9 protein-coding genes and 1 pseudogene are annotated in these 14,457 nt (G+C 52.5%); all 10 read left to right on the top strand.

Features of this window, described 5'->3' with window-relative positions; all coding sequences use genetic code 11:
* Nucleotides 1-383, top strand: a pseudogene (tuf, locus tag U869_RS0120335) (elongation factor Tu); the annotation flags it as partial.
* Nucleotides 384-639: 256 nt separating this feature from the next.
* Nucleotides 640-1,023 carry a preprotein translocase subunit SecE gene (gene secE / locus U869_RS0120330; protein ID WP_025121546.1) on the top strand — a complete coding sequence of 128 codons (384 nt, stop codon included), beginning with the start codon at nt 640-642 and terminating at the stop codon, nt 1,021-1,023.
* 1 nt (nt 1,024) lies between these two features.
* Nucleotides 1,025-1,570, top strand: a complete 546-nt coding sequence (gene nusG / locus U869_RS0120325) for a transcription termination/antitermination protein NusG (RefSeq protein WP_025121547.1) — start codon at nt 1,025-1,027, stop codon at nt 1,568-1,570.
* A 157-nt stretch (nt 1,571-1,727) separates the two neighbouring features.
* Nucleotides 1,728-2,156, top strand: coding sequence for a 50S ribosomal protein L11 (rplK, locus tag U869_RS0120320; protein WP_025121548.1), 429 nt, complete (start codon nt 1,728-1,730; stop codon nt 2,154-2,156).
* A 3-nt stretch (nt 2,157-2,159) separates the two neighbouring features.
* Entirely contained in the window at nt 2,160-2,864 is a 705-nt protein-coding gene (gene rplA, locus U869_RS0120315; RefSeq protein WP_024485330.1) for a 50S ribosomal protein L1, read from the top strand.
* Between the two features lie 330 nt (nt 2,865-3,194).
* The gene (gene rplJ / locus U869_RS0120310; RefSeq protein ID WP_025121549.1) at nt 3,195-3,692 is read left to right on the top strand and encodes a 50S ribosomal protein L10; all 498 of its coding nucleotides are present in this window, start codon (nt 3,195-3,197) and stop codon (nt 3,690-3,692) included.
* A 63-nt stretch (nt 3,693-3,755) separates the two neighbouring features.
* Nucleotides 3,756-4,121 carry a 50S ribosomal protein L7/L12 gene (rplL, locus tag U869_RS0120305; protein WP_021182158.1) on the top strand — a complete coding sequence of 122 codons (366 nt, stop codon included), beginning with the start codon at nt 3,756-3,758 and terminating at the stop codon, nt 4,119-4,121.
* Nucleotides 4,122-4,454: 333 nt separating this feature from the next.
* Entirely contained in the window at nt 4,455-8,483 is a 4,029-nt protein-coding gene (gene rpoB, locus U869_RS0120300) for a DNA-directed RNA polymerase subunit beta (RefSeq protein WP_025121550.1), read from the top strand.
* A gap of 118 nt (nt 8,484-8,601) precedes the next feature.
* Nucleotides 8,602-12,825 (top strand): DNA-directed RNA polymerase subunit beta', encoded by a 4,224-nt coding sequence (rpoC, locus tag U869_RS0120295; RefSeq protein WP_025121551.1) that lies wholly within the window; start codon nt 8,602-8,604, stop codon nt 12,823-12,825.
* A 109-nt stretch (nt 12,826-12,934) separates the two neighbouring features.
* Complete coding sequence (gene shiA / locus U869_RS0120290) at nt 12,935-14,281, top strand: shikimate transporter (protein WP_025121552.1); 1,347 nt, start codon at nt 12,935-12,937, stop codon at nt 14,279-14,281.
* The last annotated feature ends 176 nt before the right edge of the window (nt 14,282-14,457 follow it).

The following is a 14,457-nucleotide window of genomic DNA, read 5'->3' as shown; positions in this document are numbered from 1 at the left end:
AAGGCCGTGCTGGTGAGAACGTCGGTGTTCTGCTGCGTGGTATCAAGCGTGAAGACATCGAACGTGGTCAGGTACTGGCTAAACCAGGTTCCATCAAGCCACACACCAAATTTGACTCAGAAGTGTATATCCTGAGCAAAGAAGAAGGTGGTCGTCATACCCCATTCTTCAAAGGCTACCGTCCACAGTTCTACTTCCGTACCACTGACGTGACCGGTACCATCGAACTGCCAGAAGGCGTAGAGATGGTAATGCCAGGCGATAACGTGAACATGGTTGTTACCCTGATCCACCCAATCGCAATGGACGACGGTCTGCGTTTCGCAATCCGTGAAGGCGGCCGTACTGTAGGTGCGGGCGTTGTTGCCAAAGTTATCGCTTAATCGCGGATAATATTTGACGCGACATGCGATAAAAGGGCATCATTTGATGCCCTTTTTCTACGCTGTGAACTAGAACCTATCTCATCAGCGATTTTGCAGTCATAATCATTGGTGAGATGGGCTCTTAAACGGTATTGACTGAAATACGTCATGGCGTAAAACACCGGGATGCTGCCAAGCGGCATCTGTTCGGTTTGGTTTGCCTCGCATTGCGAGGCAAAGTTGTTTGTTCGAATCATTAGTGACAGGTTGGTTTATGAGTGCGAATACCGAGGCTCAAGGGAGCGGGCGCGGCCTTGAAGCGGCCAAGTGGTCAATCGTCGCCGTTCTGTTGGTTGTGGCTATCGTCGGTAACTATTACTACCGTGATTTCAGCCTGCCGCTGCGTGCGTTGGCCGTTGTCGTGGTGATTGCCGTTGCCGGTGCAGTGGCATTGATGACCGCTAAAGGCAAAGCCACCGTTGCGTTTGCGCGCGAAGCGCGTACTGAAGTACGTAAAGTGATCTGGCCAACTCGTCAGGAAACGTTACACACCACGTTGATCGTTGCCGCGGTAACCGCCGTGATGTCACTGATTTTGTGGGGCCTGGATGGTATATTGGTCCGTCTGGTATCGTTTATTACTGGCCTGAGGTTCTAAAATGTCTGAAGCCCCAAAAAAACGCTGGTACGTCGTTCAGGCGTTTTCCGGTTTTGAAGGTCGCGTAGCTCAATCGCTGCGTGAACATATCAAACTGCACGATATGGAAGAGCTGTTCGGCGAAGTCATGGTTCCTACCGAAGAAGTGGTAGAAATCCGTGGCGGTCTGCGTCGTAAGAGTGAGCGTAAATTCTTCCCTGGCTATGTACTGGTTCAGATGGTGATGAATGACGCCAGCTGGCACCTGGTGCGCAGTGTTCCTCGTGTTATGGGCTTCATCGGTGGAACTTCCGATCGTCCTGCACCGATCAGCGATAAAGAAGTGGACGCTATCATGAACCGCCTGCAGCAGGCTGGTGATAAGCCACGTCCGAAAACGCTGTTCGAGCCGGGTGAACTGGTGCGCGTTAACGATGGTCCATTTGCTGACTTTAACGGTGTTGTTGAAGAAGTGGACTACGAGAAGAGCCGCCTGAAAGTGTCTGTCTCCATCTTTGGTCGTGCAACGCCGGTGGAACTGGACTTTAGCCAGGTCGAAAAAGGCTGATCGAATAATCAGCACGACAAGCGGATTTGAGGCTTGTCAGAGGCGCGAAATTGAACTACAATTTCGCGCCTTTTGTTTTTAGATGTCTTGCTCTTGTAGCGAGACGAAACACGGGGAGCCTCTCACGAGGCGATATTACCCAAACGAGGAAATTTCAATGGCCAAGAAAGTACAAGCCTACGTTAAGCTGCAAGTTGCAGCCGGTATGGCTAACCCAAGTCCACCAGTTGGTCCAGCTCTGGGTCAGCAAGGTGTTAACATCATGGAATTCTGTAAGGCATTCAACGCTAAGACTGACAGCGTTGAGAAAGGCCTGCCGATCCCGGTTGTTATTACAGTTTATTCTGATCGCTCCTTCACTTTCGTAACCAAAACCCCGCCGGCAGCAGTACTGCTGAAAAAAGCGGCTGGTGTTAAATCTGGTTCCGGCAAGCCGAACAAAGAAAAAGTCGGCAAAGTGACTAGTGCACAGGTTCGTGAAATCGCAGAAACCAAAGCTGCGGACATGACTGGTTCTGACGTTGAAGCGATGATTCGCTCCATCGAAGGTACTGCTCGTTCCATGGGCCTGGTAGTGGAGAATTAAGAAATGGCTAAGCTGACCAAGCGCATGCGCGTGATCCGTGACAAAGTTGATGCTACTAAACAGTATGACATCCTCGAAGCTGTTGCTCTGCTGAAAGAGCTGGCCACTGCTAAATTCGTAGAAAGCGTTGACGTTGCTGTTAACCTCGGCATCGACGCTCGTAAATCAGACCAAAACGTACGTGGTGCTACCGTTCTGCCACACGGCACCGGTCGTTCTGTTCGCGTTGCCGTATTTGCCCAGGGCCCTAACGCTGAAGCTGCTAAAGCTGCAGGCGCAGAGCTGGTAGGTATGGAAGACCTGGCTGACCAGATCAAGAAAGGCGAGATGAACTTCGACGTTGTTATTGCTTCCCCGGATGCAATGCGCGTTGTAGGTCAACTGGGCCAGGTTCTGGGTCCACGTGGTCTGATGCCTAACCCGAAAGTGGGTACCGTTACCCCTAACGTTGCTGAAGCTGTGAAGAACGCTAAAGCAGGTCAGGTTCGTTATCGTAACGATAAAAACGGTATCATCCATACCACTATCGGTAAGGTTGATTTCGACACAGACAAGCTGAAGGAAAACCTTGAGTCTCTGCTGGTTGCGCTGAAAAAAGCCAAACCATCTCAGGCAAAAGGCGTGTACATCAAGAAAGTTAGCCTCTCCACCACCATGGGTGCTGGCGTTGCTATCGATCAAAGCGGCTTGACTGCTGTAGCGAACTAATCACCCGTTGATTAATCGCTTTTGACTTGGGGGTGGGATTCATCTAGAATCTTATCCCCCAAGGTTCTGCTATATGTAGAACAACAGAATTTTCGGTTGGAGCCTGGCCTATCCAGGCCTCCGTCCAAGACCGCAGGTGTGCCGCAAGGCACTTAATTCTTCCTGCGTAGACGGTGACAGAGCCTAAAGTATTTTTTTCTTTTGAAAGAATGGTCTTTGCTGGATTCTGCTCACCGTGTTAAGCCGCTCAACAGCGCGTGTTTACACAACGATGTTGAGTGAAGTGAGTTCCGGGGATTTTCCCCGGCTAAATCCAGGAGCAAAAAGCTAATGGCATTAAATCTTCAAGACAAACAAGCGATTGTTGCTGAAGTCAACGAAGTAGCCAAAGGCGCGCTGTCTGCGGTAGCTGCGGATTCTCGTGGCGTTACCGTTGATAAAATGACTGAACTGCGTAAAGCAGGTCGTGAAGCTGGCGTTTACATGCGTGTTGTTCGTAACACCTTGATGCGTCGCGTAGTTGAAGGCACTCCATTCGAATGCCTGAAAGACACGTTTGTCGGTCCTACCTTGATTGCATTTTCTCATGAACACCCGGGCGCTGCTGCTCGTCTGTTCAAAGATTTCGCGAAAGCGAATGCAAAGTTCGAGATTAAAGCTGCGGCCTTTGAAGGTGAGCTGATCCCTGCGGCACAAATTGACCGCTTGGCAACGCTGCCTACTTACGATGAAGCAATCGCACGCCTGATGGCAACCATGAAAGAAGCCGCTGCCGGCAAATTGGTTCGCACTCTGGCTGCTGTACGCGATCAGAAAGAAGCGGCATAAGCCACTCTTTCTTAGCCTTTGCTAACGTATTTAAACTATTTCTGAATTTTAGGAACTTTTGTTATGTCTATCACTAAAGACCAAATTATCGAAGGCGTTGCAGCTCTGTCTGTAATGGAAATCGTTGAACTGATCGCCGCTATGGAAGAGAAGTTCGGTGTTTCTGCTGCTGCTGTAGCTGCAGGTCCTGCTGCTGCTGTTGAAGCTGCTGAAGAAAAAACTGAATTCGACGTTGTACTGAAAGGTATCGGCGCGAACAAAGTTGCAGTAATCAAAGCAGTACGTGGCGCAACTGGCCTGGGTCTGAAAGAAGCTAAAGACCTGGTTGAGTCTGCACCAGCAGCACTGAAAGAAGGCATCAGCAAAGACGACGCTGAAGCACTGAAAAAAGCTCTGGAAGAAGCTGGCGCTGAAGTTGAAGTTAAATAAGCCACTGCTTTTGGAGTGCAGTCTGTTTTAACTAACAGACTGATGGCTGGTGACTTTTTGGTCACCAGCCTTTTTGCGCTGTAGGGCGTCAGTAGAGTTTCACACTGTTTGACTACTGGCCAACCCCAATATTTCTTTCTATCGACGACTTAATATACCGCCCCTTCTGCCGCAGCCGAATCTGCCGCAACGGCGATGAAATGATTTAAGCGTGATAGAAACGAGTATTGCGGAAAGTGTTCCCGCTTTCCGATCAACAAAATGGTGTTGCATGAACCGTCCCCTATCCGGACGGACAGATAGGTTCGACTTTCCAGCGAGCTGAGGAACCCTATGGTTTACTCCTATACCGAGAAGAAACGTATTCGTAAGGATTTTGGTAAGCGTCCACAAGTTTTGGACATACCTTATCTCCTTTCTATCCAGCTTGACTCGTTCCAGAAATTTATCGAGCAAGATCCAGAAGGGCAATACGGCTTAGAAGCCGCATTCCGTTCTGTTTTCCCTATCCAGAGCTACAGTGGCAATTCGGAGCTGCAATACGTTAGCTACCGTCTTGGTGAGCCGGTGTTTGACGTCAAAGAGTGCCAGATCCGTGGTGTGACGTACTCTGCACCGCTGCGCGTAAAACTGCGCCTGGTGATCTACGAACGTGAAGCGCCAGAAGGTACGGTCAAAGACATCAAGGAACAAGAAGTCTATATGGGCGAAATTCCGCTCATGACCGAAAACGGTACCTTTGTCATTAACGGTACTGAGAGGGTTATCGTATCTCAGCTGCATCGTAGTCCTGGTGTATTCTTCGACAGCGATAAGGGCAAGACCCACTCCTCGGGTAAAGTGCTGTATAACGCACGTATCATCCCTTACCGTGGCTCATGGCTGGATTTCGAGTTTGACCCGAAAGACAACCTGTTCGTGCGTATTGACCGTCGCCGCAAACTGCCTGCGACCATTATTCTGCGCGCGCTGAGCTACACCACTGAACAGATCCTTGACCTGTTCTTTGAGAAAATTGTTTTCGAGATCCGTGATAACAAGCTGCAGATGGAGCTGGTTCCAGAGCGTCTGCGTGGTGAAACTGCGTCCTTCGATATCGAAGCCAACGGTAAGATCTACGTTGAGAAAGCACGCCGTATCACCGCTCGTCATATCCGTCAGCTCGAAAAAGACGAGATCCACAGTATTGAAGTACCGGTTGAGTACATCGCGGGCAAAGTGGTCGCGAAGGACTATATCGATACCAATACTGGCGAACTGATCTGTGCAGCCAACATGGAGCTGTCACTGGATCTGTTGGCCAAGCTGAGCCAGTCAGGCCACAAGCGTATCGAAACGCTGTTCACCAACGACCTGGATCACGGTGCGTACATTTCTGAAACCGTACGTGTCGACCCAACCAGCGATCGTCTGAGCGCTCTGGTAGAAATCTACCGCATGATGCGCCCTGGTGAGCCACCAACGCGTGAAGCGGCGGAAAGCCTGTTCGAGAACCTGTTCTTCTCTGAAGACCGCTACGATCTGTCTGCGGTTGGCCGGATGAAGTTCAACCGTTCTCTGCTGCGTGACGAGATCGAAGGTTCGGGCATCCTGAGCAAAGACGACATCATCGAAGTGATGAAGAAGCTCATCGATATCCGTAACGGTAAAGGCGAAGTGGACGATATCGACCACTTGGGCAACCGTCGTATCCGTTCCGTTGGCGAAATGGCCGAGAACCAGTTCCGTGTCGGTCTGGTCCGTGTTGAGCGTGCGGTGAAAGAACGTCTGTCCCTGGGCGATCTGGACACCCTGATGCCTCAGGACATGATCAACGCCAAGCCGATTTCGGCGGCGGTGAAAGAGTTCTTCGGTTCAAGCCAGCTGTCCCAGTTTATGGACCAGAACAACCCGTTGTCCGAGATCACGCACAAGCGTCGTATCTCTGCATTGGGCCCAGGCGGTCTGACCCGTGAACGTGCCGGCTTTGAAGTTCGAGACGTACACCCGACTCACTACGGTCGCGTGTGCCCAATCGAAACGCCGGAAGGTCCAAACATCGGTCTGATCAACTCCTTGTCCGTGTACGCACAGACCAACGAGTATGGCTTCCTGGAAACCCCGTACCGCCGCGTGCGTGACGGCGTGGTTACCGATGAAATCAACTATCTGTCTGCTATTGAAGAAGGCAACTTCGTTATCGCTCAGGCGAACTCCAACCTGGACGAAGAAGGCCGCTTTGAAGAAGACCTGGTTACCTGTCGTAGCAAAGGCGAATCCAGCCTGTTTAGCCGCGACCAGGTTGACTATATGGACGTATCAACCCAGCAGGTCGTTTCTGTTGGTGCTTCACTGATCCCGTTCCTGGAACACGATGACGCCAACCGTGCATTGATGGGTGCGAACATGCAACGTCAAGCGGTACCGACCCTGCGTGCTGACAAGCCGCTGGTAGGTACTGGTATGGAACGCGCCGTAGCAGTTGACTCCGGTGTTACCGCCGTAGCCAAACGTGGTGGTGTGATCCAGTACGTGGATGCTTCCCGTATCGTTATCAAAGTTAACGAAGACGAGATGCAGCCGGGTGAAGCAGGTATTGATATCTATAACCTGACCAAATACACCCGTTCCAACCAGAACACCTGTATCAACCAGATGCCTTGTGTGAATCTGGGTGAGCCAATCGAGCGCGGCGACGTGCTGGCAGATGGCCCGTCTACAGACCTGGGTGAACTGGCGTTGGGTCAGAACATGCGCGTCGCGTTCATGCCTTGGAACGGCTACAACTTCGAAGACTCCATCTTGGTCTCCGAGCGTGTGGTACAGGAAGATCGCTTCACCACCATCCACATTCAGGAACTGGCTTGCGTGTCTCGCGACACCAAACTGGGGCCGGAAGAGATCACCGCCGACATCCCTAACGTGGGTGAAGCAGCGCTCTCCAAGCTGGATGAATCCGGTATCGTGTATATCGGTGCAGAAGTGACCGGTGGCGACATTCTGGTTGGTAAGGTAACGCCGAAAGGTGAAACTCAGCTGACGCCAGAAGAGAAGCTGCTGCGTGCGATCTTCGGTGAGAAAGCGTCTGACGTTAAAGACTCTTCTCTGCGTGTACCAAACGGCGTTTCCGGTACGGTTATCGACGTGCAGGTCTTCACCCGCGATGGCGTGGACAAAGACAAGCGTGCGTTGGAAATCGAAGAGATGCAGCTGAAGCAGGCGAAGAAAGACCTGACTGAAGAACTGCAAATCCTGGAAGCCGGCCTGTTCGCGCGTATTCACGCGGTACTGGTTAACGGTGGTATCGAAGCTGAGAAGCTGAGCAAGCTGCCGCGCGATCGCTGGCTGGAACTGGGCCTGACCGACGAAGACAAGCAAAACCAGCTGGAACAGTTGGCAGAGCAGTACGACGAACTGAAATCCGACTTCGAGAAGAAGCTGGATGCCAAGCGTCGTAAGATCACCCAAGGCGACGATCTGGCACCAGGCGTGCTGAAAATCGTCAAGGTGTATCTGGCCGTTAAGCGTCAGATCCAACCGGGTGACAAGATGGCAGGCCGCCACGGTAACAAAGGTGTTATCTCCAAGATCAACCCGATCGAAGATATGCCTTACGATGAAAACGGCACGCCGGTAGACATCGTTCTGAACCCGCTGGGCGTTCCATCGCGTATGAACATCGGTCAGATCCTGGAAACACACTTGGGTATGGCGGCGAAAGGCATTGGTGAGAAGATCAACCAGATGCTGAAGCAGCAACAAGAAGTGGCCAAGCTGCGTGAGTTCATCCAGAAGGCTTACGATCTGGGTGACGGCGTTTGTCAGACCGTTGACCTGAACACCTTCACCGACGACGAAGTCTTGCGTCTGGCAGAGAACCTGAAAAAAGGTATGCCAATCGCAACCCCAGTCTTCGATGGTGCGAAAGAGTCAGAAATCAAGCAACTGCTGGAAATGGGCGGCATCCCAACCTCTGGTCAGATTACGCTGTTTGATGGCCGTACCGGCGAGCAGTTCGAGCGCCAGGTAACCGTCGGCTATATGTACATGCTGAAACTGAACCACTTGGTTGACGATAAAATGCACGCGCGTTCTACCGGTTCTTACAGCTTGGTAACTCAGCAGCCGCTGGGTGGTAAGGCGCAATTCGGTGGTCAGCGCTTCGGTGAGATGGAAGTATGGGCCCTGGAAGCATACGGCGCAGCTTACACCTTGCAGGAAATGCTTACCGTTAAGTCGGATGACGTCAACGGCCGTACTAAGATGTACAAAAACATCGTGGATGGCGATCACCGTATGGAACCAGGCATGCCGGAGTCCTTCAACGTACTGTTGAAAGAAATCCGCTCGCTGGGTATCAACATCGAACTGGAAGGCGACTAATCGCTATTCCGGCTCTGGCTCCCGACCTTAGGGAGTCAGAGGGTGGTTGTTCAGGTCACACGGGCGCACGATTTGTCAGCGTGCGCCCAACAGGTTTAACTCCGACAGGAGCCAATCCGTGAAAGACTTATTAAAGTTTCTGAAAGCGCAAACTAAGACCGAAGAGTTTGATGCGATCAAGATTGCTCTGGCATCGCCAGACATGATCCGTTCATGGTCGTTCGGTGAAGTTAAAAAGCCGGAAACCATTAACTACCGTACGTTCAAACCTGAGCGTGACGGCCTTTTCTGCGCCCGTATCTTTGGGCCGGTAAAAGATTATGAGTGCCTGTGCGGTAAGTACAAGCGCTTGAAACACCGTGGTGTGATTTGTGAGAAGTGCGGCGTTGAAGTGACCCAGACCAAAGTACGCCGTGAGCGTATGGGCCACATCGAACTGGCTTCCCCAACTGCGCACATCTGGTTCCTGAAATCGCTGCCTTCGCGCATCGGTTTGCTGCTGGATATGCCGCTGCGTGACATCGAACGTGTACTGTACTTCGAATCCTATGTGGTGATCGAAGGCGGTATGACCAACCTCGAGCGTCGTCAGATCCTGACTGAAGAGCAGTATCTGGATGCGCTGGAAGAGTTTGGTGACGAATTCGACGCCAAGATGGGTGCGGAAGCTATTCAGGCCCTGTTGAAAAACATGGATCTGGAAGCCGAGTGTGAGCAGCTGCGTGAAGAGCTGAACGAAACCAACTCCGAAACCAAGCGTAAGAAGCTGACCAAGCGTATCAAGCTGCTGGAAGCGTTCGTACAGTCTGGCAACAAGCCAGAGTGGATGATCCTGACCGTGCTGCCGGTACTGCCGCCGGATCTGCGTCCGCTGGTTCCACTGGATGGTGGCCGTTTCGCGACTTCAGATCTGAACGATCTGTACCGCCGCGTGATCAACCGTAACAACCGTCTGAAACGCCTGCTGGATCTGGCTGCGCCTGATATCATCGTGCGCAACGAAAAGCGTATGCTGCAAGAAGCGGTAGATGCCCTGCTGGATAACGGCCGTCGCGGTCGTGCCATCACCGGTTCCAACAAACGTCCTCTGAAATCTTTGGCCGACATGATCAAAGGTAAGCAGGGTCGTTTCCGTCAGAACCTGTTGGGTAAACGTGTTGACTACTCTGGTCGTTCTGTTATCACCGTAGGTCCATACCTGCGTCTGCATCAGTGCGGTCTGCCGAAGAAAATGGCACTGGAGCTGTTCAAACCGTTCATCTATGGCAAGCTGGAACTGCGTGGCCTGGCCACAACGATCAAAGCCGCCAAGAAAATGGTTGAGCGCGAAGAAGCTGTCGTTTGGGATATCCTGGACGAAGTGATCCGCGAACACCCGGTACTGTTGAACCGTGCACCAACTCTGCACCGTTTGGGTATCCAGGCGTTTGAACCGGTTCTGATCGAAGGTAAAGCGATCCAGCTGCACCCGCTGGTTTGTGCGGCATACAACGCCGACTTCGATGGTGACCAGATGGCTGTTCACGTACCGTTGACGCTGGAAGCCCAGCTGGAAGCGCGTGCGTTGATGATGTCTACCAACAACATCCTGTCACCAGCGAACGGCGAGCCAATCATCGTTCCTTCTCAGGACGTTGTATTGGGTCTGTACTATATGACTCGTGACTGTGTTAACGCCAAAGGCGAAGGCATGGTTCTGACGGGTCCTAAAGAAGCTGAACGTGTTTACCGCGCCGGTCTGGCCTCTCTGCACGCACGCGTTAAAGTGCGTATTACAGAAGAGATCAAGAATACCGAAGGTGAATCCATTCACCAGACCACGATTATTGATACCACTATCGGTCGTGCCATCCTGTGGATGATCGTACCGCAAGGTCTGCCTTACTCGATCGTTAACCAGCCTTTGGGCAAGAAAGCGATCTCCAAGATGCTGAACACCTGTTACCGCATCCTGGGTCTGAAGCCGACCGTTATCTTCGCTGACCAGATCATGTACACCGGTTTTGCTTACGCTGCCCGTTCAGGCGCATCCGTAGGTATCGATGACATGGTTATCCCTGCCAAGAAAGCAGAGATCATCGAAGAAGCGGAAACCGAAGTTGCCGAGATCCAGGAGCAGTTCCAGTCTGGTCTGGTAACCGCGGGCGAACGCTACAACAAAGTGATCGATATCTGGGCTGCGGCGAACGAACGTGTTGCCAAAGCGATGATGGAAAACCTGTCGGTTGAAGACGTGGTTAACCGTGACGGCGTGGTGGAACAACAAGTTTCCTTCAACAGCATCTTTATGATGGCCGACTCCGGTGCTCGTGGTTCTGCCGCTCAGATCCGTCAGTTGGCGGGTATGCGTGGCCTGATGGCCAAACCAGATGGCTCCATCATCGAAACGCCAATCACCGCGAACTTCCGTGAAGGTCTGAACGTACTCCAGTACTTCATCTCCACGCACGGTGCTCGTAAAGGTTTGGCGGATACCGCACTGAAAACGGCAAACTCCGGTTATCTGACCCGTCGTCTGGTTGACGTGGCGCAAGACCTGGTGGTTACCGAAGACGACTGTGGTACTCACAACGGCATCATGATGACTCCGGTTATCGAAGGTGGTGACGTTAAAGAGCCACTGCGTGAACGCGTTCTGGGTCGTGTGACTGCCGAAGATGTCATCAAGCCGGGTACGGCTGACATCCTGGTGCCACGTAACACCCTGCTGAACGAGAAGACCTGTGACCTGTTGGAAGAGAACTCTGTCGACAGCGTTAAAGTCCGTTCCGTAGTTAGCTGTGAAACCGACTTTGGTGTGTGCGCCAACTGCTATGGTCGCGACCTGGCACGTGGTCACATCATCAACAAAGGTGAAGCCATCGGCGTTATCGCGGCACAGTCCATCGGTGAGCCGGGTACCCAGCTGACGATGCGTACGTTCCACATCGGTGGTGCGGCATCTCGTGCGGCTGCTGAATCCAGCATCCAGGTGAAAAACAAGGGTACGCTGAAGCTGAGCAATGTGAAGTTCGTTATGAACGCCGCAGGCAAGCTGGTTATTACCTCTCGTAACACCGAACTGAAGCTGATCGACGAATTCGGCCGTACCAAAGAAAGCTACAAAGTGCCTTACGGTTCCGTAATGGGCAAAGGCGATGGTGCAGAAGTTAACGGCGGCGAAACCGTTGCTAACTGGGATCCACACACCATGCCAGTCGTTACCGAGGTGAGCGGTTTCATTCGCTTCGCCGATATGGTTGACGGCCAGACCATTACCCGCCAGACCGACGAACTGACCGGTTTGTCTTCTCTGGTGGTACTGGACAGCGCAGAGCGTACCGGTAGCGGTAAAGACCTGCGTCCGGCACTGAAAATCGTTGATGCCAAAGGCGACGACGTATTGATCCCAGGTACTGATATGCCTGCTCAATACTTCCTGCCAGGTAAAGCGATTGTACAGCTGGAAGATGGCATTCAGATCGGTGCGGGTGATACCCTGGCGCGTATTCCTCAGGAATCCGGCGGTACCAAGGATATTACCGGTGGTCTGCCACGCGTTGCGGATCTGTTCGAAGCACGTCGTCCGAAAGAGCCGGCAATCCTGGCTGAAATCAGCGGGATTATCTCGTTCGGTAAAGAGACCAAAGGCAAACGTCGCCTGGTCATCTCTCCACTGGACGGCAGTGACGCTTACGAAGAGATGATCCCTAAATGGCGTCAGCTCAACGTGTTCGAAGGTGAAATTGTGGAACGTGGTGACGTTGTTTCTGACGGCCCAGAATCTCCACATGACATCCTGCGTCTGCGTGGTGTGCACGCGGTTACCCGCTACATCACCAACGAAGTGCAGGAAGTTTACCGTCTGCAAGGCGTTAAGATTAACGATAAACACATCGAAGTTATCGTTCGTCAGATGCTGCGTAAAGGGACCATCGTTAGCGCTGGTAGCACCGAGTTCCTGGAAGGCGAACAGGCTGAAGTGTCACGCGTTAAGATTGCTAACCGTAAACTTGCTGCTGAAGGCAAGATCGAAGCAACCTTCTCACGTGATCTGCTGGGTATCACCAAGGCTTCCTTGGCGACCGAGTCCTTCATCTCTGCTGCATCGTTCCAGGAAACGACGCGCGTTCTCACCGAAGCGGCAGTTGCCGGTAAACGTGATGAGCTGCGCGGCCTGAAAGAGAACGTCATCGTGGGCCGTCTGATCCCAGCCGGTACCGGTTACGCTTATCACCAGGATCGTATGCGCCGTAAGGCTCTGGGTGAAACTCCGGTTGTTCCGCAGGTCAGCGCGGAAGAAGCGACAGCCAACCTGGCCGAATTGCTGAATGCTGGCAACCTGGGTGGCAGTGACGAATAAGTCACTTCATCCCTGACTGCACGTTAAGCAGTGAATGACTAAAGCCCTGGCTATCCTAGCCGGGGCTTTTTGTTGTACAGTGCTGTAAAGTTAAAATAACGGGACAGGCATGGATACCTCTACATCAGTCAGTGGCAGCAGCCCTGCAAACAGTGAAATAAGCTCATCAACCCAGTATTGCCAAAGCCGGGCACGGCGTGCAGCCTGGGGAAGCTTCGTTGGCGCCGTAGTCGATTGGTACGATTTCCTACTGTACGGAATAGTTGCCGCTTTAGTCTTTAACACTGAATTCTTCCCGCAGGTCAGCCCAACGATGGGCACGCTGGCCGCTTTTGGCACCTTTGGCGTTGGCTTCCTGTTCCGCCCGTTGGGTGGCATGGTGTTCGGCCACTTCGGCGATAAGCTGGGCCGTAAGCGCATGTTGATGATCACCGTCTGGATGATGGGGATCTCTACGGCGTTGATCGGCCTGCTGCCTTCGTTTGATTCGGTCGGTTGGTGGGCTCCAGTCATGCTGGTGGTGCTACGTGCCGTACAAGGGTTTGCCGTGGGGGGCGAATGGGGTGGTGCTGCCTTGCTGGCAGTGGAAAGTGCGCCGAAGAAGCGCAAAGCTTTTTACAGCAGTGGTGTACAAATTGGTTTTGGCGTCGGATTGCTGTTGGCTACCGGCTCGGTATCTCTGGTCAGCAAGTTCACCAGCAACGAGGAATTTATCACCTGGGGCTGGCGTTTACCGTTCCTGTTTAGCCTGTTATTGGTGGCGATTGCCTGGTGGATCCGTAATGGTATGGACGAGTCTCAGGAGTTTGAGGCCAATAAAACCCTGCATACTCGGGCCGAGAAATTACGCAAGTTCCCCATTTTTGAGGCGCTGCGCCAGAATCCCAAGGCCTTCTTGTTGATCATTGCCCTGCGATTCGGTGAATTGCTGACGATGTACATCGTGACGGCCTTTGCCATGAACTACTCGACTACCCATCTTGGCCTATCACGCGATCTGTTCCTGAATATCGGCTTGCTGGTGGGGGCGGTGAGCTGTGTCTCGATCCCGTTCTTTGCCTATTTGGCCGACAGCTTTGGCAGACGGCGGATCTACGTGACGGGAGCATTGATTGGTGTTGCCAGCACGGTACCGTTTTTCATGGCGTTGGAGAGCCGTGATACGGTGATGATTATCTTCTTTGCCATCATGCTGGGGAATATGGCGCATGACATGCTGGTTAGCGTGCAGCAGCCGATGTTCACCGAATTGTTTGGTACTGCCTACCGTTATAGCGGGGCCGGTGTGGGTTATCAGGTTGCCAGCGTGGTCGGCGGTGGCTTCACGCCGTTTATTGCCGTCTTGCTGGTGGAGTTGATGGATGGCTCCTGGCATCTGGTTGCCGCCTATCTGGCGATGGGTTGCCTGCTGTCGGCCATTGTTGGTATGAGAATGAAGCCTCAGGCGGTGGATTGAAACGTTTATCAGGGCGCAGTATATGAGACTACTGATAAACCCAACACGTAGGGGCGCTGCATGCTGCGCCCGTTCAGCCACAGATGGCCACCGGTTGGATAATTAATAAATTAAATCGGGTCGAACATGTTTGACCCCTACAAATTCAGCCCATTGCCAATTTGTCATCAATCTGG

This window comes from Serratia sp. H1w, assembly GCF_000633355.1.
Taxonomy (GTDB): Bacteria; Pseudomonadota; Gammaproteobacteria; order Enterobacterales; family Enterobacteriaceae; genus Chania.
This window is presented reverse-complemented; position numbering and strand designations above follow the sequence as displayed.